Annotated in this window: 9 protein-coding genes; 7 read left to right on the top strand and 2 right to left on the bottom strand. The window is 71.2% G+C overall.

Annotation, left to right across the window (positions count from 1 at the left end):
- From JK364_RS03930 to JK364_RS03915, 4 genes are read left to right on the top strand one after another with little or no spacing between them, the layout of a single operon-like run.
- Positions 1–531 carry a hypothetical protein gene (locus tag JK364_RS03930; protein WP_201847510.1) on the top strand — a complete coding sequence of 177 codons (531 nt, stop codon included), beginning with the start codon at positions 1–3 and terminating at the stop codon, positions 529–531.
- Entirely contained in the window at positions 528–2429 is a 1902-nt protein-coding gene (locus tag JK364_RS03925) for a hypothetical protein (RefSeq protein WP_201847509.1), read from the top strand. The genes JK364_RS03930 and JK364_RS03925 overlap by 4 nt, the downstream gene beginning before the upstream one ends.
- A gap of 5 nt (positions 2430–2434) precedes the next feature.
- Complete coding sequence (locus JK364_RS03920) at positions 2435–4537, top strand: ATP-binding protein (RefSeq protein WP_201847507.1); 2103 nt, start codon at positions 2435–2437, stop codon at positions 4535–4537.
- Between the two features lie 5 nt (positions 4538–4542).
- A complete protein-coding gene (locus JK364_RS03915) occupies positions 4543–4818 on the top strand; it encodes a hypothetical protein (RefSeq protein WP_201847505.1) in 276 nt (91 codons plus the stop codon).
- Here the strand turns inward: JK364_RS03915 and JK364_RS03910 are convergent.
- Complete coding sequence (locus JK364_RS03910) at positions 4806–5471, bottom strand: hypothetical protein (RefSeq protein ID WP_307841143.1); 666 nt, start codon at positions 5469–5471, stop codon at positions 4806–4808. The two genes, JK364_RS03915 and JK364_RS03910, sit on opposite strands and share 13 nt — an antisense overlap.
- Positions 5468–10120: a hypothetical protein gene (locus JK364_RS03905; protein ID WP_201847503.1), complete on the bottom strand. Its 4653-nt coding sequence runs from the start codon at positions 10118–10120 to the stop codon at positions 5468–5470. Before JK364_RS03905 ends, JK364_RS03910 begins: the two co-directional genes overlap by 4 nt.
- A gap of 541 nt (positions 10121–10661) precedes the next feature.
- Here JK364_RS03905 and JK364_RS03900 point away from each other — a divergent pair.
- The 3 genes from JK364_RS03900 to JK364_RS03890 all read left to right on the top strand — a co-directional run bounded on the left by JK364_RS03900 (position 10662) and on the right by JK364_RS03890 (position 24175).
- Entirely contained in the window at positions 10662–11756 is a 1095-nt protein-coding gene (locus tag JK364_RS03900) for a cytochrome P450 (protein WP_230991290.1), read from the top strand.
- 111 nt (positions 11757–11867) lie between these two features.
- The gene (locus JK364_RS03895; protein WP_201847500.1) at positions 11868–12074 is read left to right on the top strand and encodes a ferredoxin; all 207 of its coding nucleotides are present in this window, start codon (positions 11868–11870) and stop codon (positions 12072–12074) included.
- 260 nt (positions 12075–12334) lie between these two features.
- Positions 12335–24175 carry a type I polyketide synthase gene (locus JK364_RS03890; protein WP_201847498.1) on the top strand — a complete coding sequence of 3947 codons (11841 nt, stop codon included), beginning with the start codon at positions 12335–12337 and terminating at the stop codon, positions 24173–24175.
- Positions 24176–24222: the final 47 nt, after the last annotated feature.

Here is a 24222-nt window from a genome sequence, read left to right as displayed (position 1 = left end):
ATGGCTCTTTCCGTGGTGTACGCCTCCGACACCGGCCATGTCGTGGGCGCGCTCGCCCTGACCGGCGCCGATGCCCCGGCCGATGTGGCGTCGCTCGTCGGACGCGCGCTGCCGCTGCGCGTCTCCCTGGGCGAGGGCCGCATGGCGACCCTTCCGCTGAACGCCAGGGACCTCGACGTGGCGGCCGTCGACGACGAACCGGGCGCCCTCGCCCAGCCGTTGGCCCACGGGGTCGAGTTGACGCCCGAGGGCAAACCCAAACCGGGGCTGGTGCGCCTCGCCTCCTGGACCGACGGCATCGCGCTGGCCACGGACGGGGTCACCGTCACCGTGAAGGTCGCGTCGGCCCGCGCCACCCCCGTGGTCGTCCTGGTCTCCGACGAGCAGGACACCCATGTGCTCACCGGGGAGATCCCGGCCCAGCAGACCCAGGTGAAACTGCCGCTGACCCTCGTGGCGGGCAGCGCGCACGGGGTGCTGGTGCTCGCGGTCGGCTGGGCGGGCCGCCTGGAGAGGCTGGGGGTGACGTGAACGCGCCCACCGCGCCGCCCACCGACGGGACCGGAGAGACCGGTGGGACGAACGGGACCGGTGGGACCGGCGATGGCGGTGAGCCCGGCGAGATCACGGTGCGCCGGTGCACCGTCACCGTGGTCCGGCGCGGTGGGTGGAGCTGGGGACCCGAGCCACGCGGCCTGATCCACCAGGTGGTGGAGGCTCTGCCGGAGTTGCTGGCGGACCACTTCGCCGAGCGGCTGGCGGCCGACGGGCCGGACGTGGAGATCACCGAGCCGCTGACCGTCACCGTCCGGCCGGGCCGCCCCGGTCGCCCGATGGCCGGCGGTCCGCCGGTCGAGGTCCACTTCGCGCCGGTACCGGTCGTGGAACACCCCGTCGGCGAACCCGGCGGCGACGCCGAGTCGTTCGCGCGGTCCTTCGAGGAGTCGTTCGCCGCGGCCCCGGACCCGTGGACCGCCCCGGGCGCCGCCGCGCTCTTCGCCGAACTCGCCGAGCGCGGCGAACTGGACGCGCTGCTCGCGCTGTTGCCCGACGCGTCGGTGCGGGCGTACTTCCTCGTCCTGCTCGGCGACGACGAGACGGCGGCCGCACGGCTGCTCGCCGAACTCGTCGGGCGCGTCCTCGCGGCCGACCCTCGGCCCGCGCATGCGCGGCTCGGCGAGGCCGCCCGCCCCGGGCACGCCGAGGCGCTGCCCGAGCGTCTGCGCGCCGCCGTCGCGGGCGCCGGCACGGCGGACCTGCCCCGGCTGCTCGCCGACTTCCTGGCGTCGGCCGACCGGGAGGAGGCCGTACGCCTGGTCCGGTCCCTGGCCGGGCCGTACGACGCGGGCGCCGAACCGCCCGGCGCGGCGGGCGGCGGCAGTCCAGCGGGTACCACCTCGGGAACAAGCACGACCGCCGGTGCGCGGACCGGCGGCGAGGTGCGGGTGTGGTCCGCCCTGCCCTTCCTGCTCGCCGGGCCCCTGGCGCGCATCGGGTACCTCGACGCGATCGGGCCCGCCCTGGCCGGTATCGAACTCGCCGAAGAGGCACCGCTGTTCGCGGCGGCCCTGGCGTACAAGGTGCTGGGCGAGACCACGCGGGGCTGGCGCCGCGCCGAACGGGACACCGAGGCCGCGGCCGCCTTCGCGGGCCTCCCGCCACCCGTCGCCGAGGAACGGCTGACCGACTTCGCCCGCCAGGTGGGCCCCGCGCTCCCGGTCCTCGACGGCGTCCTGGCGCTGTCGGTGTGCCGGGGCCACGACCCGGCCGAGCCGCTGCTGCTCACGGGGGCCGACGGCGGGCTGCTTCTCGTCGACGCCCATGGCATGTTCCCCATCGCCTGGACCCCGGAGGCCGCCGGACTGCTGCCGCACTGGGAGTCCTGCGGGCGGCCGCCCGTACTGCTCTGCGACGGGCCCCTGCCGCCCGGCACCCTGCGCGACCTGGCCTCGGCGGGCATGCCGTTCCTCACCTCCGTACGGCCGCTGCGCGGCGACCCGGTGGCGCGGCTGCCCTGGCGCACCCCGCTGTGGGCCGCCGAGGGAGCGGCACCGGACCTGCGCCTCGCCGCCGAACTGCCCGCTCACGCCCAGCGGTGCGCGGACCTGGTCACGGACCTGGTCACCGGGCGCCGGGCGGTGCCGCTCGCCCGGGACGGCGGTCTGGAGCGCACCGTCACCCTGGCCGCCGCGCTCGGCCTGTCCACCATCGCCTGGACGCTCTGGCGCGACCGCGAGACACCGGATCCGGTGCTCGCTCTGCATCGCTTCGCCGACCTGGAGGCCACTGTGCGGTTCGAGGCCACGGCCGTCCGGGTGCGCGTCCCGATGGGACGGCGCCACGCGGACCTCCGACACGGCGGCCTGCTCGCCGATGTGCCCGATGTGGCCTGGCTGGGCGGCCGGACCCTGACCTTCTCGGCCGGGTGAGACCCATGGGCGCTTCGGCGGTGGAGCACCTGCGGATCCGGCTGGCGGGTCTGCACGGGGCGCTCAGGGCCGCCGTCGAGCGCCAGGCCCGGCTCGCCGCCCGGCTCACCAGGCCCGACCTCATCCCGTACTGCGTGACCGACGAACAGGTCGACGTACTGCTCGGCGAGGTGCACGCCTTCACCGACACCATGGCCGAGCCCTACCCGCCCCCGCCGCCGGAGCCGGAGGCCGAACGGGAGCTGAGGCGGCGCGCCTCCGCCGAGGGCCGGGCCCTGCCGCTGGACGCGCTCGCCACCCGGTTCGGCCTGACCCGCGCGGAGCAGGACGCCCTGCTGCTGGCCGCCGCACCCGAACTGGACCGCGGCTACGAGCGGATCTACGCCTACATCGTGGACAACCTCAACCGGCGGCTGCCCAGCGTGGAACTGCTGATGGCGGTGGGCGCGGACAGCGCGGCGGCGCGCCTCGCCCTGCGCCGCTCCCTCGGCCCGGCCGGGCCGCTGCGCCGCTACGGCCTGCTGCGCGCCCACGGCGCGGCCGCGGTCGAACTCGCCCAGGAACTCCTCCCCGGCCCCGGGGTGCTGGACTTCCTGCTGGGCTGGGGCGGCGACGTCGGACTGCTCGGCCACGACCCCGGCGAGGTCGCCCCGCCGGAGCCGCGCGTGCTGTCCCCGTACCTCTCCTCCGAGCGGCTCATCCGGCTGGGCCGGGCGCTGGGCTCCGGCGATATCGACCTGGCCGGGCTGTGGGGCTGCCCGCCCGACGGCCAGCTCGACGCCGTACAGGCGCTGGTCCGGGCCGCCGGGGCACCGCTGCGCACCCTGACCGACGACCCCGAGGCCGATCTGCGGACGGCCGCCGTGCTGGGCGCGGTGCTGTGGATCCCCACCGACGAGCTGCACGGCGAGCCGCGTCGGACCACCGCCGACACGGTGTCCGCCGCGCTGCTCCGCTCGCGGGTGCCGGTGTGCCTGACCGGCCTCAAGCCCTGGCGCCCGGCGGGCCTGCTCGCCGCCCGCGGCTACGCCGAACTCACCGTGCCCGTACCCCAATTCACCGACCGCCGGGCGATGTGGTCGGCCGCCCTGCCGGAGCTGAGCGGAACCCTCCTCGAAGACCTCGCCGTCCGCTACCGGATGAGCGGCGGCGAACTGCGCGCCGTCGCCTCGGTCGCGGACGCCGGGGCGCGCCTGGCCGGCAACGGGCACCCGGAGCCGGTCGCCGCCCATGTCGAGCCCGCGATCGCCACCGTCACCCGCGGCCGCGGCGGCAGCGCCGTCCACTCGGTCACGCCCCGCCGCACCGTCGAGGACCTGGTCCTGCCCGACGTCCAGTTCCGCCAGATCCTGGAGATCGCCTCGGCCTTCCGCGCCTGGCCCCGGATCGCCGAGAGCTGGGGCTTCGCCCGCCGCTCCGGGCACGGCGGGGTCAAGGCGCTCTTCACCGGGGAACCCGGAACCGGCAAGACCATGTCGGCCGAGATCGTCACCGGCATGCTCGGCCTGGAACTGCTCAAGGTGGACCTCGCCCAGGTCGTCTCCAAATGGGTGGGGGAGACGGAGAAGAACATGGAGACCGCGTTCCGGCAGGCCGAGGAGAGCCACGCGGTGCTGCTCTTCGACGAGGCCGACGCCCTGTTCGGCAAGCGCGGCGAGGTGAAACACGGCACCGACCGCTACGCCAACCTGGAAGTCGGCTATCTGCTGCAGCGCCTGGAGGCCAGCGACGGCCTGGTCATCCTGACCAGCAATCTGAAGGACAACATCGACTCGGCCTTCACCCGGCGCTTCCACTTCGTCGTCCACTTCCCCCGCCCGGCCGCCGCCGAACGCCGCCGGCTGTGGCGCCTCGCCTTCCCCCAGGAGGCCCCCCTCGCCCCCGACGTGGACCTGGACACCCTGGCCCGTCTGGACATGACCGGCGCCGCCATCACCGCGGCGGCCCGCACGGCGGCACTGGCGGCGGCGGACGGGGGCGGCGATACGATTGCCATGCGCCATGTCGTACGTGGTGTGGCACGCCAGTTCCAACGCGAGGCCCGCCTGCTCCGCCCGACCGAACTGGGCCCGCACGCCCATCTGCTCGACGACGCATCCCAGGGGTGAAGCCGATGCTGCCCACCGAACCCCCGCTCTCCCTCCACCGCCTCCTGGCCCCGGTCCCGCCGGCCCGCCCGCAGGAAACGGCGACGGCCACCCGCCAGACCCCGGCCCCGGCCGCCGCTCCGGCGAAGCCGCCCACCCCCGTCGGACATCTCCTCGTGGCGGGCCAGAACCAGGTGGGCAACGCCGCGGTGGCGGACGCGGCGGCCAGGAGGAGCCCCGTCATGCCCCCGCCGACGGGTGCAGTGGTGCTGCTGAAGCCGGAGGCCGCTCAGCCCTCCTGACGCCCGGCCGCCCGCCTCCGCAACGTCCGGACCAGCTCGAGGGACGCGCGGGCTTCTTCCACTTCCCCGGGGTCCACCGATCCGGCGCCCCGGTTCCACGGCTGCTGGAGCTCCTCCTCGAGCCGGCGGAGGGCGTCGGCGTGCACCTCGTCCAGAACGGCGAGCAGGGACTCCCCGCAGCGCGCCGCCTCGGTGTTCCGCAGCTCGCTGTAGGGGTAGGGCGCCGCACGGAGGCAGTAGGCCGTGGGCCGGCCTGCCCGCAGCTCCTCGAACCGGTAGCACACGATGCGGTCGTCCCCGGCGGACGTGGCCGCGGGAATCTGCACCAGCGGCAGCAGCCCGGGGTCCAGGGCCAGCACCAGCTGTTCGGTCTCCGCCAGCGGGCCGGGAACCTTCTCGGGACCGCCCTGTTCGGGCGGGACGGCCAGCTGCCAGGGCTGATGGGTGAAGTAGGCCAGCAGGTCGAGCGCGGACAGCCCGGCGCCGACCAGGACGAAGACCTCTTCGGGGAAGCCGGTGCCGTAAGCCTCGCGCAGCACCTCGCGCGGCCCCAGCCCGCTCGCGTACAGCGCCCGCGCCAGGCGCGCCATCGAGGCGTAGTCCTCGCGTGACGCCTCGTCCCGCAGCCGGCCGATATCGGCCTCCGGGTTCACTGCTGCTCTCCTCCGCTCTCCGGCGCGTCCCTCATGGCCTCGTCCAGGGCCGTGCTGACACTCTCCCAGTAGGTGTGCAGCTCGGGGGCGGTCATCGCCTTGATGATGTCGGAGACCAGATCGCGAGCCCGCTGGACGGCCTGTTTGCGCCGCTGGTCACCGCCCGAGCCGCGGGCGAGCCGGTCGACGGTCTCCGACAGCCGTTGCAGCTCCGCCTGGATGCCGGCGCTCCGGGCGGTCAGCCTGGGGTTGTCGGCCATCATCATCGCCACGTTCTCGACGTGGACGAAGACGGTGTCGCGCAGCGTGTACCGCAGCCTGTTGGACATCCCGGGATTCGCGTAGAAGTACTCCCGGGAGAGGGTGTGGGCGCTGGCGTACGACTGCGACTGAATGATGAGCGCGTACATCCGGTGTGCGACGCGGATGGCTTCCTCCGCGCCGCCCTTGGCCCGCATCTTCCCCCGGGCGGCGCGGTGAACGCCGGACGGCCGCACGGTCAGACCGCGGTCCTCGTCCTGCGGCTCCGGGCTCGTGGTGGTGGAGGCCTCGGGCACGTAGGCGACGGGCAGCTCCTCGCCGAAGACCTCCATGTACCTGATCCGCAGGGTGCGTCCTTCCGCGCTGCGGATTCCGTAGAGCCCGCCCTGGATCTGGCGCAGAGCGTGGAGGCGGCTGTTCTGGAAGAGGCCGTCCGGCCGATGGCGGTCCCATGCCTTGATCAGCATATTCGGCTCGGTCGGGTAGAGCATCTGCGGGAACTTCTTGCCGATGGCGACGCGGATCGCCCGGTCCAGCACGTTGGCCAGCAGGGTGAGCTGCTTGGGGCGCTGGTCGCCCTCCGGGCTCCAGTTGAAGCCCTTGAAGTGGTAGCCGCCGATGGTGAGCTGCGGATGGCTCTCCATCGCGTCCAGGATCTGCTGGTACTCGGCGAGAACCCCCATCGTCTCGGACACCGCGACCCCGGTGTCGGCGTCCTGGCCCAGGATGTGGACCTGGTCGTTGGCTCCCGACAGGATGGCCGTCGCCTCGCGGGTGTACGAGGAGTTCGTCACCTCCTCGCGGAACAGACCGTAGGGGAGTGCGCCCTTGTCGCGCAGGCCCTTCTCGTGCTGCTCGGCGATGCGCCTCTCGCCGTCCGTCTCCAGCTTCCGGTACTTCTTGCGGACCTCCGCCGTGGGGACCTCATGGCCGTCGTTGTGGAGCCACCTGGGCGTCCAGATGAAGCCGAACACGGCCATGATGAGCTTGAGCGGCCGCTTGACGACGTCGATGGCCTCGTTGAGGACCTTGCTGTCGTTCTTCTGGTCGAGGTGCTCGAAGGTGTTGACGCCGATCACGACGGCGGTGCTCACCGGCCCGAAGTGCTTTGTCTCGGGGTGCTTCCACGCGTCGTTGAGATAGCGGGCGGCCATGCCCGGGTTCTTCTTCACCTCGCCCGGGACAGCCGCGATGTTGACGACGAAGCCGGTCCGCCGGTCGCGCCCCGCCATGGGAAGGTTCTTGATCGGGTTGAGCTGGTCGACCACCTTCCCATGCTTCCTGATCTTGAAATTCCCCTCGGCCCGGCCGATCTTGTAGGGGAACTTGTCGCCCAGGTCCTCGATCGGGGTCTCCGCCTCCGGGTTGATGGCCACCTTGACGCGGTACTTTTCCCCGGTCACCTTCTCGAGCCGGATCCGCGTGAGGCGGTGCCGCCGCTTGATGCCCGGGAGCCCGCGCCGTACGGACTTGACCGTCGCCGACTCCTCGTTGAGCAAGTGCGTCGCATCGCGCACGGCGGCGTCGAGGGCGCGCTTCTTGTCCGCCTCGGTCCGCTTGTCGGGCCGCTTGGCAGGCCGCTTCTTCTTCGGGTCGCGCCCGCGCTTGGGCCTGCGCCGGTCGGGGCGGCGCCGCTGGTCCGGACGCTTCCGGCGGCGTGGCCTGCCCGGGCGCTTCCGGTCCGGGCGGCGTTTCGGCTTCGGCTTGGGCTTCTTCTTCTCGAACTTCGGCTTGATCTTGGACCAGAGCTTCTTCACCAGCCCCACGATCTTGTCGATCACCCAGTCAACGGCCCGGTTCACCGGCTTGGACAGGGCCTGGACGATCTGCTTGACCTTCGCCGCGATGCCGCCCACGCCCAGGATCGCGGCCAGGACGCCCAGGAGGACCGGGATGGAGCGGGCCAGGGCGCGTTCGATGAGGCCCGGGACGCCGCCGCTGCCGCCTCTCGCGATCGCGATGACCGAGTCCAGCACGGCGTTGACGAATTCGAAGATCTGGCGCGCCTGGGTGACGATGAAGCGCACGATGTCGATGATCAGCTTCACCGCCCGCACGAAGGCGGACGCCGGGTTGAGCAGCGAGATCACCCACATGATGCCGGCCTGGATGATCGTGGGGGTGACGTACGCGATGACCTTGTCGAGCAGGTCCTTCTTCAGATCGCCCACACGCGTCTTGAGGTCGTTCCACATCCCCGCGACGCCGCGCTTGCGGACCTCCGCGACCAGCGGCACCGCGGTCTCGGCCGCCGCGACCGCCGGTTCCATCTTCGGGACCTTGCGGACGATCCGGGAGCGGATGTTCTGCCAGGTCAGCCCCAGCAGGGAGGCGAGCATCCGCAGCACGCCCTGGGCGTCGAACTTCGACGGCAGCTCGATACCGGCCTCGGCCGTCTTGCCCAGCAGCCAGGACATGATGCCCTGTTGCAGATGGCGCCCGATGTTCGCCAGGAACTGCCGCAGGCCGGCGCCGACGGCCGAGACCAGGTTGCGCAGGAAGCCGATCGGGTCCTTGAGGATCAGCATGACCGCCGACGCGGCCTTGGCGAGGACCGACAGCAGAAGCCGTTTGAGCTCCAGAATGGTGTTGATGACGGACTTGACCGCGTCCACGGCCTTGGCCACGAGGCCCTTGTTCTTCTCCCTCTCGGCGGCGATCTCGTCGTCAACGGACTTGAGGGCGTCGGTGTACTTGGTGGCCAGCGTGTCGACGAGCTGGGTGCCCTTGTCGTCCACGGACTGGGCGAGTTCGTCGAACTTGTCGGTGAACTCGGCGGCCGCCTGCTGTCCGATGGACCGAAGGTCGGCCGGAAGCTTGCGCACCGCGTCCCGCATCTCGGTCCGGCCCTGGGCGATGCGGCGCTTGGCCCGGTTCAGCTCGCCGCCGATGGTGTCGGCGACGTCGGAGATCACCTGCCGCATCCGGCGGACGTAGTTGTCGCGGGCCTCCTCGAAGATCTTGTCGGCCTCGGCGGGCAGCCCGGCGAACAGGTCCCGGACCCAGCGCGCCTTGCCTGTCCAGCCCGAGTACCGCCGGTCCTTGTACTCCTCCATCTTCCGCTTGTGCTCGGCGGTGAAGGCGTCCCGGGCCGCCTTCTCCTCTCTGCCGAACTGTTCGTCGACGAGCTTGTCGAGGCCGTCGAGGATCGCCTCGACTTCCTTCTTCATCGTGTCGAAGACGCCTTGGAGGAGCGTCGTGACCTGGGCCCGCTTCTCCTCGTCCCGGCTCTTGGTGCCGGACTTGCCCGTCCCGACCTGCTGTCCGGTCCGTACGCGCTGGGCGCCCATCGCGCCCATGGCGGCGGCGCTGAGCCGCTGGGCCTGTGCCGTGGCGGCGCGCAGTTCCTTCTTCTCGTGCCCGCGCATCCGGCCGGGGGCCACCTCGGAGTGCCGTTCGGCGGTCTTCTTCTCGCCCAGGGCGTTCTTGAACGTGGGCTCGTTGGACTTCTTCAACTGCGTCTCGGTGACCTGCGCGTCCGCCATCTGCCGGTCGACGTGTGCGGGACCGGCGGACAAGTCGGTGGCGGATGCCGGGAGTTTGTCCGGTACGGCGTTCGCCGGGTTCGGCGTGCCCGGGGTTCCGGGCGGCCGGTCCGGGGTCATCGGGACGACCTTCTTGGGCACCGCCGCCGAGGTGTCCGGGGGAGCGGCGGTCGTCGTGGCGATCTGCTCGGCCGAGTCCGCCCTGCCCTCGCCGACCTTGCCCCGCACCTCCTGCCGCACCTCATCGGCCTTGCCCGAGTCGGCGAACTTGTCCGCCTCGTCGAGGTTCTTCGGCGCCTTCTCGGCGATCGCCTTCTCGACCGCCCTGATGAACGCGTCCTTGTCGAAGTCCTTCGGCTTGGCCTCGTTCATCTTCTCGGCGTTGGCGGTCTTGCCCTGCGCCTCTTCGTCGTCCTTGGGCGGCCGGGCGGCGTCCTGCGCGGCCCCGGCCTCCGCCTTCGGAGGCGGGTGCGAGGACGCCACCGAGCCCTTCTTACGCCGTACGTCCTTCTTGAGCGTGGCGAACTTCGGGTCCGCTCCCGGGCCGGGGCGCGCCTTGACCTCGGGGGCGGCGGGGGAAGTCGCGGCGGCGGGCGCCGCTTCCGCCGTGTCCACCCGCGCCGCTTCGGCCGTGGGCGGCTGCTGCCGAGGGTCGGTCTCGGTACGGCGGGCCGCCGCTACCGCGCCATTGCCGACCGTGTCCTGCCCGGCCGGCCGCGACCGGGTGGCGGCGGGCGGGAGCGCCGCGGGTCCGCGTCCGCCGGACAAGGCCGCCGTCACCGCGGCGTTGGACAGGGGCACCTGGGGGCGGCCGGGGTCGCGTACCTCTGGCCGATCCTGTGCAGTGGCCGGTACCGTCTTCGACACCCTGGGCCGCAGGGCGAGAGCCTTCGGCGGTGGCATCGGACGGAACCCCTCCCACGCATGTCGGTGCCGACAGGAACGTGGCGTCCCGCTGGCACTCCCCGACGAAGGGTGGCAGCACAGGCGTGACGAGCCCGTCACCCCCGTGTTCTCCCAGTGTCTCCGCGGAGTTCGGCGGACGGAGCCGGCGTCGGGTCGGACCCGGTGCCAACAGATGTGGTTGGAGACGGCTTACCCGGGGTAGGGGAGCGGTGGAGCCGCCACGCGTTCAGCCGTCGCGGTCGGCGCGGTGAGTGTACCCGCGCCCACGAGGTCAACCGCTCCCGCCTTTGTCTAAGGAAATTTGCAGAACTTGTCTGCGGGGGCTCTTTGGTGCGCTATCGGGCCGACGGCGAAGCTAGCATCGAGATCGAGCCAGCCGGTGTAGCCGCCGACGACCTCGATGCATGGATTGTGAATCGATGGAGGAGTCTTGGTCGACGCCCCGCACCCCCCTGTGTCATTGCCCACTAAGCGGAGCCGCCCCTTCAACCCTCCGGATGGCTACAGTCCCCTGCGCGAGCGGGAGCGGATAACGCGTATGAGTTATCCGGACGGGACGCCCGGGTGGCTCATCACACGGCATGCCGAAGCGAAGGAACTGCTCACCCATAAGAGCTTCAGCGCGCGCCAGGAAGGGCTGATCGCTCCCGTCCCCACGGAGCTGCAGTACGACGGCGTTCCGGCCGACCCCGGTGCCTTCGCGAAGACGGACGACCCGAGTCACAGTCAGTACCGCAAACTGCTCACCGGCTTTTTCACGGTCCGCCGCACACGTCAGCTCGCCCCCATGATCGAGCGTATCGTGCACGAACAACTCGACGACCTGGAAAAGGCCGGGCCGGGCGCCGATCTGGTGGAGCTCTTCACCGAATCCGCTCCCTCCCGGGTGATGTGCGAGATGATCGGCGTTCCCGAATCGGAGCGGAAGACCCTCCAGCGGCACGTGGAAACACTCGGACGGCTCTCCTGTACCGTTCCCGAGGCGCTTGCCGCCGTCTCCGGGATGAGTGGATTCCTGGCCCGCTTCATCCCCATCAGGATGGATGACCCCCGGGATGACCTCCTCGGAGACCTGATCCGGGGCGGGCAGCTCAATGAGCAAGAACTCATGGGCATGGCCGCCACGTTGATCAACGGGGCCTTCGATACCACGGGCAACATGCTCGCCATGGGTATCTTCACCCTGCTCGAGCACCCCGATCAACTGGCCAAGCTCCGCGAGGACCCGGAGCTCATGGGGCCCGCCGTCGAGGAGCTCCTCCGCTTCCTCACCATCTCCCACCTCGGGGCCAGCCGGTGGGCGCTGGAAGACGTCGAGTTCGCCGGCCAGAGCATCAAGAAGGGCGAGGTGGTCACCGTCGCCCTGCCCGCCGTCAACCGCGACCCCGAGCGCTATGACAATGCCGATCAGCTGGACATCGGCCGTACGGACCACGGTCACCTGGCGCTCGGCCACGGCGTCCACCAGTGTCTCGGCCAGCACCTCGCCCGCACGATCCTGCGCGTCGGCTACGAGGCCCTGTTCGACAGGTTCCCCACGCTGCGACTGGCCGTGCCGAGCGACGAGGTCCCCATGCGCGACGACTTCGTGCACTACGGCCCCAGGTCGCTTCCCGTCACCTGGGACGACTGATCGGAATATCAAGCGGTGAATGTGGACGGACGGTGTGGAATTCTCGCACCGTCCGTCACGCAAGTGGGCCCATAAGACGTACCACAGACAACAAGGTAGGACTGAGACCCGATGAGGATCACCGCCGACCGTGAGGTGTGCTGTTCGGCCGGCCAGTGCGCGCTGATCGCACCTGACCTGTTCGACCAGAGCGACGAGGACGGCTCCGTCGTTCTGCTCGACGCGCAGCCCGACACCGGACGGCTGGACGTTCTGCGAGAGGTCGTATCCCGGTGCCCGACCGGTGCGATCCGCATTGAAGAAGACCCTGGTGTGTGAAAACGGCGCATGAATTTTCGGGGGCATGAATAGCGGCGGAGAACGCATAGTGGCAAGCGTCACACGGCCGGTGAAACGCTACTGAAACAAAAGCCCGGGAACACGCCCGGGGGTCTCAACCACGCCTGAGTGGGTTTCTAGGGTTTCCCTTATGGGGCCAGGGCTAGTGTGGCCGGTGTCCGTCTGGCGATCCATGTTTTCATTACTTTCAGGGCCGTTGCGCTCTTCCAGCGAACGACGCGTTAAGTGTGGAGTTTTTGATGCCTGCTGCATCCAACCAGAACAAGGCCGTTGAAGCGCTGCGCAAGTCGTTCAAGGAAATCGAGCGGCTCCGGCGTCAGAACCGCCAGCTGACCAGTTCGGCCACGGAGCCCATTGCGATCATCGGTATGGCCTGCCGATTTCCGGGTGGAGTGAATTCCCCGGAAGCGCTGTGGCAGCTGGTCGCCGACGGAACGGACGCGATCTCGCCCTTCCCGACAAACCGTGGCTGGGACGTGGAGGGGATCTACAATCCGGACCCGGAACATGCGGGCACCAGTTACGTTCGCGAAGGCGGCTTCCTCCACGACGCGGACCAATTCGACTCCGCGTTTTTCGGCATCTCGCCTCGTGAGGCCCTGGCCATGGATCCCCAGCAGCGGCTGCTGCTGGAGACATCGTGGGAGGTGATGGAGCGGGCGGGCATTGACCCCGCGTCACTGCGCGGCAGCCAGACAGGCGTCTTCACCGGTGCCATGCACACCACGTACGCGTCCGAGGCCGCGCAGATCCCGGACGAGATCGAGCCGTACCTCCACAACGGCGCCACCACCAGCATCGCCTCGGGTCGTGTCTCCTACACCTTCGGCTTCGAAGGTCCCGCACTGACCGTGGACACCGCCTGCTCATCGGCGCTGGTCGCCCTGCATCTGGCCGCGCAGGCGCTGCGGCAGGGCGAGTGCTCCATGGCGCTGGTCGGCGGTGCGACGGTCATGGTGAGCCCCAAGGGCTTTGTCACCTTCAGCCGCCAGCGTGGTCTGGCCGTCGACGGCCGGTGCAAGGCGTTCGCCGACGGAGCCGACGGCACCACATGGTCCGAGGGTATCGGTGTGCTGATGGTGGAGCGGCTGTCCGACGCCAAGCGCAACGGGCACCAGATCCTCGCGGTGGTACGCGGCTCCGCCGTGAACCAGGACGGCGCGAGCAACGGTCTGACCGCCCCCAACGGCCCGTCACAGCGCCGCGTCATCCGGCAGGCCCTGGAAAACTGTGAGTTGACTGCCGGTCAGATCGACGCGGTCGAGGCGCACGGTACGGGTACGACGCTGGGTGACCCGATCGAGGCGCAGGCACTGCTGGCCACGTACGGGCAGGACCGGCCGGAGGGGCGGCCGCTGTGGCTGGGCTCGGCGAAGTCGAACTTCGGCCACACGCAGGCCGCCGCCGGTATGGCCGGCGTCATGAAGATGGTCATGGCGATGCGGCATGGGGTGCTGCCGAAGACGCTGCATGTCGACGCTCCGTCGAGCCACGTGGACTGGTCCGAGGGCCAGGTCGAGCTGTTGACCGAGGCGCGGGCGTGGCCGGAGACAGGCGAGTCGCGCAGGGTTGGGGTGTCGTCGTTCGGCGTGAGCGGGACCAACGCGCATGTGATCCTGGAGCAGGCTCCGGAGGCCGAGGCCGAGGCGGAGGTTGCCGAGGAGCCTGCCGGTGGTGGTGTCGCGGGTCCGGTGGCGTGGGTGGTGTCGGGCAAGAGCGACACCGCGTTGCGGGCTCAGGCGGGCAGGCTGCGGGAGTTCGTGGCGGCCCGTCCGGAGCTGGGCGCCGCCGATGTGGCTCTCTCACTGGCGACGACCAGGTTCGCGTTCGAGCAGCGCGCCGTGGTGACCGGGACCAGCCGTGAGGAACTCCTCGAGCGCCTGGCGGCGGTGGCCGAGGGGGCGAAGCTTCCCGGTGTGGTCCGGGGGAAGGACGCCGAGACGCCCGGCCGTTCGGTGTTCGTGTTCCCGGGTCAGGGGGCGCAGTGGGTGGGTATGGCGGTGGGGTTGCTGGAGTCCTCGCCCGTCTTTGCGGAGGCGGTGGGTGAGTGTGAGTCGGCTCTGTCGGCGTATGTGGACTGGTCGTTGACGGATGTGTTGCGTGGGGTTGAGGGTGCTCCCGGTTTTGACCGGGTGGATGTGGTGCAGCCGGTGTTGTTCGCGGTGATGGTGTCGTTGGCGAAGCTGTGGCGTTCGGTGGGTGTGGAGCCGGATGCGGTGATGGGTCACAGTCAGGGTGAGATCGCGGCGGCGTGTGTGGCGGGTGCGCTGTCGCTGGAGGATGCCGCGAAGGTCGTCGCGTTGCGGTCGCAGGCGATCGCGAGGGGTCTTGCGGGCCGTGGTGGCATGGTGTCGGTCGGGCTGCCGGTCGACCAGGTGGAGGAGCGTCTCACCCGGTGGGGTGGCGCGATCTCGGTGGCGGCGGTGAACGGCCCGGGTTCGGTCGTGGTGTCGGGTGATCCGGGCGCGCTGGATGAGATGGTCGCGGAGCTTGAGGGCGAGGAGGTGCGGGTTCGCCGGGTTCCGGTGGACTACGCCTCGCACTCCGCCCATGTGGAGGGGATCCGCGAGGAGCTGCTGAAGGTCCTGGCGGGTATCGAGCCGCGTTCGTCGGAGGTGCCGTTCTACTCGACGGTGACCGGCGAGCTGGTGGACACCGCCGGTCTGGACGCCGAGTACTGGTACCGCAACCTGCGCCAGACGGTTGAGCTGGAGTCCACGACTCGCACCCTGCTCGATGCGGGCCACACCGTGTTTGTCGAGGTGAGCCCGCATCCGGTGTTGACCCTGCCGGTGCAGCAGACCGTGGAGGCCGCTGAGGCCCAGGCGGTGGTCGTCGGCACGCTGCGACGGGATGAGGGCAGTCCTGAGCGATTCCTGACCTCTGCCGCCGAGCTTCATGTCAGCGGGGCCGGCGTCGACTGGCGGAAGGTGTTCGCGGGCCACGGTGGCCGCGGCGTGGAATTGCCGACCTACGCCTTCCAGCGGGAGCGATTCTGGCTCGACGCTCCCGCGGGTGTGGGCGATGTGGGTTCGGTGGGGTTGGGCTCGCTGGGGCACCCGTTGCTGGGCGCCGTGGTGTCGATGGCCAGCGGCGGCGGAGTGCTGCTGAGCGGGCGGCTGTCCCTGGCCACGCACGGGTGGCTGGCGGATCATGCCGTACACGGAGTGATGTTGCTGCCGGGGACGGCCTTCGTCGAGTTGGTGGTGCGGGCGGGCGATCAGGTCGGCTGTGGCCGGGTCGAGGAACTGATCCTGGAAGCGCCGCTGATCGTGCCCGAGAAGGGCGGGGTGCACCTTCAGGTCGAGGTGGGGGAGGCGGATGCCTCCGGCTTCCGCGAGGTGAGTGTGTTCTCGCGGGAGGAAGCGGACGGTGCGGGCACCGCATGGGTGCGGCATGCCCATGGTGTGCTCGGCTCGGCCGCGCCCCTCTCCGAGGCTCAGTTCGACTTTGGTGTGTGGCCTCCGGCGGGAGCCGAGCCGGTTGATGTGTCGGGTGAGTATGTGCGGGCCGCGGAGAACGGGCTGGAGTACGGTCCGGTCTTCCAGGGGTTGAAGCGTGCGTGGCGGCGTGATGGTGAGGTGTTCGCGGAGGTCGAGCTCCCGGAGGGAGAACGGGAGCGGGCGGGCCAGTTCGGGCTGCACCCGGCGCTGTTCGACGCGGCGTTGCACGCGATGGGTGTGAGCGAGGGCCTGGCGGGTGGTTCGGGGAGTCTGCTGCCGTTCTCGTGGCGTGGGTTTGCCCTGGAGGCGGTGGGTGCGACAGCGCTGCGGGTGCGGCTGGCGCCGGCGGGTGCCGGGTCGGATGCGGTGTCGGTGCTGGTGGGGGATGAGTCGGGGCATGGGGTGGCGTCGGTCGAGTCGCTGGTCCTGCGGCCGGTTGAGGCCGATCAGCTGAACGCCGCGGCCGGGGCGGCGCGGGACGCGCTGTTCCGGGTCGAGTGGGTGGACGCGCCCGGGGCCGTGGTGGCAGGGGGTGAGGCCGCGCCGCGGACAGAGGTGCTGCGGGTGGTCTCCGATGGTGTGGATGTGGTGGGTGAGGCGTACGGGCGTGTGCTTGAGGTCTTGGAGCGGGCGCAGGGGTGGTTGGCGGATGAGGACCGTGCGGGTGAGCGGTTGGTGGTGGTGACCCGGGGCGCTGTCGACACCGGCGATGGCGTGGCGGATATGGCCGGGGCCGCGGTGTGGGGTCTGATGCGGTCCGCCCAGTCGGAGAACCCCGGGCGTCTGGTGCTGGTGGACACCGATGACGTGGACGGTGTCGACGGTGTTCTTCCCGGGGTGCTGGCTCTGGGCGAGGAGCAGATGGTGGTGCGGTCGGGTGCGGTGCGGGTACCGCGCCTGGGCCGGGTGGCGGCTGCGGCTGTTCCGGAGTCGGGTGGGTTTGGTTCGGGTGCGGTGCTGGTGACGGGCGGCACGGGTGTGCTGGGCGGTGTGGTGGCGCGGCATCTGGTGGCCCGGCACGGGGTCGGGAAACTGGTGTTGCTCTCGCGTCGTGGTGCGGAGGCTGAGGGCGCGTCCGAGCTGCGGGCCGAGTTGGAGGCCGGTGGCGCCGAGGTGGTGATCGCGGCGTGTGATGCCGCGGACCGTGCGGCTCTGGCCGGGGTGTTGTCGGGGTTGCCCGAGGGGTTCGCGCTGAGTGGTGTGGTGCATGCGGCGGGTGTGCTCGATGACGGGTTGCTGACGTCGTTGACCCGTGAGCGGGTTGAGCCGGTGCTGCGGGCGAAGGTGGACGCGGCGTGGAATCTGCATGAGCTGACCGCGGGCATGGATCTGTCGGCGTTCGTGCTGTTCTCGTCGGCCACCGGTGTGCTGGGTGGTGCGGGGCAGAGCAACTACGCCGCGGCGAATGTGTTCCTGGACGGTCTGGCGTCCTGGCGCCGGACCCGGGGGCTGCCGGGTGTGTCGATGGCGTGGGGTCTGTGGGCCGAGGCCAGCGGTATGACCGGACACCTCGGCGAGGACGACATCCAGCGGATATCCCGCTCGGGCGTGGTGCCACTGGCCACGGACGAGGGCCTTGAGCTCTTCGACGCCGCTCTGGTCTCGGACGCGGCGGTACCCGTTCTCTTCCGGCTGGACATTCCGGCGCTGCGTGCGCAGGGCGCCGAACTCCCCGTCCTCTTCCGCAACGTCGTACCGGGGATGACCGTCCGGCGTGTCGCCGGCGCCGGGGACGCGGGCGTGGACGATGTCGCCGCCCGCCTGCGGCGGCGACTGGCCGGCATGTCCGAGGCGGATCAGGAGCAGTTCCTGCTCGAAGAGCTGATCCGCGTCCAGGTGGCCGCCGCCCTCGGCCATGCGAAGTCGGACACCGTCGAGGTGGGACGGCCCTTCAAGGAGCTGGGCTTCGACTCGCTCACCGCCGTGGAGTTGCGGAACCGTCTGAGCGCGGAAACGGGTCTGCGCCTCCCGGCGACCCTCGTCTTCGACTACCCGAACCCGACGGTACTGGCGGGCCATCTGCGCTCGGAGATCCTCGGGTCCCAGGGCGCGGCCGCCGCGGCGGTGGGCGGACCGTCCGACGCCCCGTCCCGCACGGACGACGACCCGATCGCGATCGTGGCCATGAGCTGCCGCTTCCCCGGTGGTGTGCGGACCCCCGAGGAGCTGTGGCAGCTGGTGATGGCGGGCACCGATGCCACGTCGTCACTCCCGTCCAACCGAGGCTGGGACCTCGAGTCGACCTACGACCCGGACCCCTCGCACGAGGGCACGTACTACGCCCGCAACGGTGGCTTCCTCCACGAGGCGGACCAGTTCGACCCGGAGTTCTTCGGGATCTCGCCACGCGAGGCGCTGTCGATGGACCCGCAGCAGCGACTGCTGCTGGAGACGTCGTGGGAGGCGTTCGAGCGGGCCGGTATCGCGCCCGAGACGGCGAGGGGGAGCCGGACCGGCGTCTTCGTCGGCGTTGTGTACAACGACTACGGCACCCGGCTGCAGGGGCACTCTCCCGAAGGCATCGAGGGCTACCTCGGCATCGGCAGTGCCGGCAGCGTGGCCTCGGGCCGTGTCTCCTACACCCTGGGCCTCGAGGGTCCTGCCGTGACGGTGGACACCGCGTGCTCGTCGTCGCTGGTCGCGCTGCACCTCGCGGTCCAGGCGCTGCGCCAGGGCGAGTGCGACATGGCGCTGGCCGGTGGTGCGACCGTGATGTCCACACAGGTCGGGCTGGTGGACTTCAGCCGTCAGCGCGCGCTGTCCGTGGACGGCAAGTGCAAGGCGTTCAGCGATGCCGCCGACGGCTTCGGATTCGCCGAGGGCGTCGGGCTGCTGCTGGTGGAGCGGCTGTCGGACGCCCGGCGCAACGGACACGAGGTGCTGGCCCTCGTCCGGGGTACGGCGACCAACCAGGACGGTGCGTCCAACGGCCTGACCGCCCCGAACGGCCCGTCCCAGCAGCGGGTGATCCGCGCCGCGCTGGCGAACGCCCGGCTGTCGGCGGCCGAGGTGGACGCGGTCGAGGCACATGGCACCGGCACCAAGCTGGGCGATCCCATCGAGGCCCAGGCCGTGCTCGCCACCTACGGCCAGGACCGGCCCGCGGACCAGCCGCTGTGGCTCGGCTCGGTGAAGTCGAACATCGGCCATGCGCAGGCGGCCGCCGGTGTGGCCGGTGTCATCAAGATGGTGATGGCGATGCGGAACGGCGCGCTGCCGAAGTCGCTGCACATCGATGAGCCGTCGCCGCATGTGGACTGGTCCGCGGGCGGCGTGAGCCTGCTGACGGACGACATGGCCTGGCCGGAGACGGGGCATCCGCGGCGCGCGGGAGTCTCCTCCTTCGGGATGAGTGGCACCAACGCCCACGCCGTGCTGGAACAGGCTCCGCTGGACGACGCTCCCAGCCCCGCCGCCGCCGACGAGGCCCCGGCCGCGGAACTGCCGGAGATCACGCCGTGGGTGATCTCCGGACGGTCGGACAGCGCGGTGGAGGCACAGGCGGAGCGGCTGCTGACGCAGGTGCGTGAGCGCCGAGAGGTCTCGACCGCCGATATCGGGCTGTCGTTGGCGACCACGCGCAGTGTGTTCGAGCACCGCGCGGTGGTGCTGGCGGGCGACGGCGACGGTCTCCTGAACGGCCTGGGGGCGTTGGCCGAGGGGAATGTGGCACCCGGTGTGGTACGGGGGATGGCCACCGCTCGTGACCAGGCCGTGCTCGTCTTCCCTGGTCAGGGGTCGCAGTGGGTGGGGATGGCGGCCGAGCTGCTGGAGTCTTCCCCGGCGTTCGCGGAGCGGATCGGTGAGTGCGCGGCGGCGTTGGCGCCGTACGTGGACTGGCCGCTCGCGGAGGTGCTGCGAGGGGGCGAAGGCAGCGCCGAGGCGCTGGAGCGGGTGGATGTGGTGCAGCCGGTGCTGTGGGCGGTGATGGTGTCGCTGGCGGAGCTGTGGCGTTCCTACGGTGTGGAGCCCGCGGCGGTCATCGGTCACTCCCAGGGTGAGATCGCGGCCGCGTGTGTGGCGGGTGCGTTGTCGCTGGAGGACGCCGCGAAGGTGGTGGCGCTGCGCAGCCAGGCGCTGCGGGCGTTGTCGGGTCGTGGCGGGATGGTGTCGGTGTCGCTGCCGGTGGACTCGGTGCGGGAGCGGCTCGGGGCGTGGGGTGAGCGGTTGTCGGTGGCGGCGGTGAACGGGCCCTCGGCGGTCGTGGTCTCCGGCGACGCCGACGCGCTGGACGAGCTGTTGTCGGCGTGCGAGGGCGAGGGGATCCGGGCGCGTCGTGTCCCCGTGGACTACGCCTCCCACTGCGCTCATGTCGAGGCCATCGAGGACGAGCTCCAGCGGATCCTCGCGGGAATCACCCCGCGCTCGTCGTCGGTGCCGTTCTATTCGACCGTGACCGGCGGGGTGCTGGACACCACGGAGATGGACGCCGGGTACTGGTACCGGAATCTGCGGCAGACGGTGCGCTTCGACGAGACCGTCCGTGTTCTGCTGACCGACGGCTTCCAGGTGTTCATCGAGGCCAGTGCCCATCCGGTGCTCACCATGGGGGTGGAGCAGACGGCCGAGGACCACGGCACCCGCGTTACCGCCGTCGGTTCGCTGCGCCGTGAGGAAGGCGGACTGGATCGGTTTATGACGTCTCTGGCCGAGGCGTATGTGGGCGGTGTGTCCGTCGACTGGGCGGGCGTGTTCGCCGGAACGGCGGCCAGGCGCGTCGATCTGCCGACGTATGCCTTCCAGCGCGCGCGCTTCTGGCTGGATCCCGAAGCAGACGGCGCCGGTGATGTGTCCTCTGCGGGACTGGACGCGGCGGGACACCCGTTGCTGGGCGCTGCCGTGCCGCTGCCCGACTCCGACGGTTTCCTGCTGACCGGCCGGCTGTCGCTGCGTACGCATCCCTGGCTGGCCGACCATGCGGTGCTGGGCCGGGTCATCCTGCCGGGTACGGCGTTTGTCGAGTTGGCGTCGCGGGCCGGTGACGCGGTCGGTTGTGACCGGTTGGAGGAGCTGACGCTGGAGGCGCCTCTGGTGCTGCCCGAGGAGGGGGCGGTCCAGGTGCAGCTGGTGGTGAGCGGGCCCGGGCAGGGCGGGGAGCGCGAGCTCAGTGTGTATTCCCGTCGTGGCGATGGTCCGGACGCGTCGTGGACGTGCCATGCGAAGGGCGCGCTGACTGTGGCGTCCGCCGCCGATGGGGCGGCGGGTCCGGCGGACCTGAGCGCATGGCCGCCGGCGGGCGCGGAGGCGGTCGAGACCGCGGGCTTCTATGAGGATGTGGCGGCCACCGGGCTGGCGTACGGACCGGTGTTCCGGGGGCTGCGTGCCGTCTGGCGCAGGGGTGACGAGGTCTTCGCCGAGGTGGCGCTGCCGGAGGAGTGGCGGGCGGAGGCGGCCCGGTTCGGGCTGCATCCCGCGCTGCTCGACACGGCGCTGCACGCCTGGCTGGTGTCCGCCGCCTCGCATCCGGAGAAGGACGGGAGCAAGGCCGGGATCCGGCTGCCGTTCGTGTGGAGCGGTGTGTCGCTGTACGCCACCGGCGCGACCTCCCTGCGCGTACGGCTGGCCCGTACGGGCGCCGATGGGATGTCCGTACTGGTGGCGGATGCCGCCGGTACGCCGGTGGCGTCGGCGGACGCGCTGGTCACCCGGCCGGTGTCGGAAGCGCAACTGGCGTCGTCCGCCGAGGACGGTGAGTCGCTGTACCGGGTGGAGTGGGTCGCGGCGTCCACGACCGCCCCAGTCCCCGCGACGGACCGGTGTGCCGTGGCCGGACCCGATGTCTTCGGCCTGGCCCGGGCGCTGAAGGCGGTCGATGGGTCGGTGGAGGAACACGCCGACCTGGCTGCTCTCGCGGCGCATGTGGGGTCGGGCGCTCCGCTGCCGAACCTGGTGTTCGTGACCCTCTCCTCCGCCCCCGGTGAAGACGTCGTTCCGGCGACGCGGGCGGTCGCCCACCAGACCTTGGACATGGTGCGGACATGGCTGGCGGAGGACCGGTTCGCCGATGCGCGGCTGGTGCTCGTGACCCGGGGTGCGATGGCGACCGAGGACGGCGTGGACCCGCGTGATCTGGCGGCGGCCCCGGTGTGGGGGCTGGTGCGGTCGGCGCAGGCCGAGAATCCGGACCGGTTCGTCCTGCTGGATGTGGACGGCGACGAGGAGTCGCTGGCCCTGGTGCACCAGGCGGTGTCCACCGGGGAACCGCAGCTGGCGGTGCGCGGCGCCGAGATGCTGGTGCCGCGTCTGGCCCCCGGTGCCGCGACGGCTGTGTTGACGCCGCCGGCCGGTACGGAGGCGTGGCGGCTGGCGGCGTCCGGAGCGGGCACGCTGGAGGGGCTGGCGCTGGCCACGGCCACGGACGCCACCGGGGATCTCGGCGAGCACGAGGTGCGGGTCGCGGTGCGTGCCACCGGCCTGAACTTCCGCGATGTCCTGATCTCCCTGGGCATGTACCCGGGTGAGGCTCTGATGGGTGGCGAGGGAGCCGGTGTGGTCGTGGCCACCGGCTCCGGTGTGACCTCCCTGGCCGTCGGCGACCGGGTGATGGGGCTGTGGGAGGGCGGTTTCGGGCCGTTGGCCGTGGTGGATCACCGCACTCTGGTGCGGATCCCGGACGGCTGGTCCTTCACCGATGCCGCCTCCGTCCCGGTCGTGTTCGTGACGGCTCTGTATGCGCTGCGGGAGCTGGCGGGTCTCCGGCGTGGTGAGTCGCTGCTGGTCCATGCCGCCGCCGGTGGCGTGGGGATCGCGGCGGTGCAGTTGGCGCGGGCCTGGGACTGTGAGGTGTTCGCGACCGCGAGTGAGGCCAAGTGGGATGTCCTGCGCGGTCTCGGGCTGGACGAGGCGCATATCGCCTCCTCGCGGACGCTGGAGTTCGAGGAGCGGTTCAAGGACTCCTCGGCCGGCCGTGGGGTGGATGTGGTCCTGGACTCCCTGGCGGGTGAGTTCGTGGACGCGTCGCTGCGGCTGCTGGGTGAGGGCGGGCGCTTCATCGAGATGGGCAAGACGGATGTGCGGTCCGCCGATGAGGTGGCCGCGGCGCATCCGGGCGTGCTGTACCGGGCGTTCGACCTCGCCGAGGCGGGCCCGGAGCGTATCGGAGCGATGCTCGCCGAGATCGTGGCCCTCTTCGAGCGAGGTGTGCTGGAGCCGCTGCCCACCCGGGTGTGGGATGTGCGCAGGGCTCCGGAGGCGTTCCGGTTCATGAGCCAGGCGCGTCATGTGGGCAAGCTGGTGCTGAGCGTTCCGGCCGCGCTGGACCCGGACGGGACGGTACTGATCACCGGCGCCGGAGGTGTCCTGGGCGGACTGGTGGCCCGGCATCTGGTGACCGAGCACGGGATGCGCCGGCTGCTGCTGGTCAGCCGCCGCGGCCGCGCCGCCGAGAGCATGACGGCGCTCGAGACGGAGCTGACGGCCCTCGGGGCCTCGGTCGACGTCGCCGCCTGCGATGTCGCCGACCGCGACGCGCTGGCCGAACTGCTGGCGGGGCTGCCCGATGACGGGCACGGTCTGACCGGTGTGGTCCATGCCGCGGGCCTCCTGGACGACGGCACGGTGACCTCGCTGACGCCGGAGCGGCTGGACGCGGTGTTGCGTGCGAAGGTCGACGGGGCGTGGCATCTGCATGAGCTGACGCGCCGTTTCGATGTGGCCATGTTCACCCTGTTCTCCTCGGCCGCCGGTGTCCTGGGGTCCGCGGGCCAGGCCAACTACGCCGCCGCCAACACGTTCCTGGACGGGCTGGCTCAGCGGCGCCGGGCGATGGGTCTGCCGGGAGTGTCGCTGGCCTGGGGTATGTGGGCCGAGCGCAGTGGGATGACCGGACACCTCGCCGAGGCGGACCTGTCGCGGATGACGCGCGGCGGACTGGTGCCGTTCTCCTCCGAGGAGGGGCTGCGGCTGCTCGACACGGCCGGGCGGCTGGCCGAGGGCGTGGTGATGCCCGCGCGGCTCGACCTCGGCCACTTGGCGGCCACCGCCGACACCACCCCCGTGCCGCCGTTGCTCAGCGGGCTCGTACGACGGCCTGTCGTGTCCCGGCGTGCCTCGGCCCAGGACGACTCCGGTTCGCAGGAGGCGCCGCTGGTGCGGCGGCTGGCCGGGCTCGGTCAGGGGGAGCGGCAGCGGACGCTGCTGCGTGTGGTCCAGGAGCACGCCGCCACCGTTCTCGGCCACGGGTCGGCGTCGGCGGTGGACACCGATCGTGGCTTCCTGGAGCTGGGCTTCGACTCGCTCACCGCGGTCGAGTTGCGCAACCGGCTGAACGCGGCCACCGGGCTGCGGCTGCCCGCGACCCTCATCTTCGACTATCCGACCCCCGCCGCGCTGGCCGCACAGCTCAATGCGGAGGTCGCCCCCGCAGCGGCGGACGACCCAACGGATGTGGCCGCCGAACTCGACCGGCTGGAAGCGGCGTTGCTCGGCACGGGCGAGGCGGCCGACGACGACACCAGGGCGATGGTCGCCGGCCGGTTGAAGCGTCTTCTGTCCCACTGGGACGGCGGCCGCGGCGGCCCGGCACCGGACGGCCCGACCACCGATTCCGGCGATGGCCAGGATGTCGCCGAACATCTGGAGACGGCGGAGGCCGATGAGCTCTTCGCCTTCATCGACCAGGAGTTCGGGACGTCGTGATCCGACCAGCGGCCGCCAGCACGGCACCCCCACGAACCCACACCACC

Source organism: Streptomyces endocoffeicus (genome assembly GCF_016741935.1).
GTDB lineage: Bacteria > Actinomycetota > Actinomycetes > Streptomycetales > Streptomycetaceae > Streptomyces > Streptomyces endocoffeicus.
The sequence above is the reverse complement of the archived record's forward strand: the minus strand, read 5'-3'. Positions and strand labels throughout refer to the sequence as shown.

Excerpts from the sequence above, each read along its gene's own strand:
- JK364_RS03920 (WP_201847507.1), top strand. The coding sequence starts at position 2,435 with ATGGGCGCTTCGGCGGTGGAGCACCTGCGGATCCGGCTGGCGGGTCTG.
- JK364_RS03900 (WP_230991290.1), top strand. The coding sequence starts at position 10,662 with ATGAGTTATCCGGACGGGACGCCCGGGTGGCTCATCACACGGCATGCC.
- JK364_RS03915 (WP_201847505.1), top strand. The coding sequence starts at position 4,543 with ATGCTGCCCACCGAACCCCCGCTCTCCCTCCACCGCCTCCTGGCCCCG.
- JK364_RS03895 (WP_201847500.1), top strand. The coding sequence starts at position 11,868 with ATGAGGATCACCGCCGACCGTGAGGTGTGCTGTTCGGCCGGCCAGTGC.
- JK364_RS03905 (WP_201847503.1), bottom strand. The coding sequence starts at position 10,120 with ATGCCACCGCCGAAGGCTCTCGCCCTGCGGCCCAGGGTGTCGAAGACG.
- JK364_RS03890 (WP_201847498.1), top strand. The coding sequence starts at position 12,335 with ATGCCTGCTGCATCCAACCAGAACAAGGCCGTTGAAGCGCTGCGCAAG.
- JK364_RS03930 (WP_201847510.1), top strand. The coding sequence starts at position 1 with ATGGCTCTTTCCGTGGTGTACGCCTCCGACACCGGCCATGTCGTGGGC.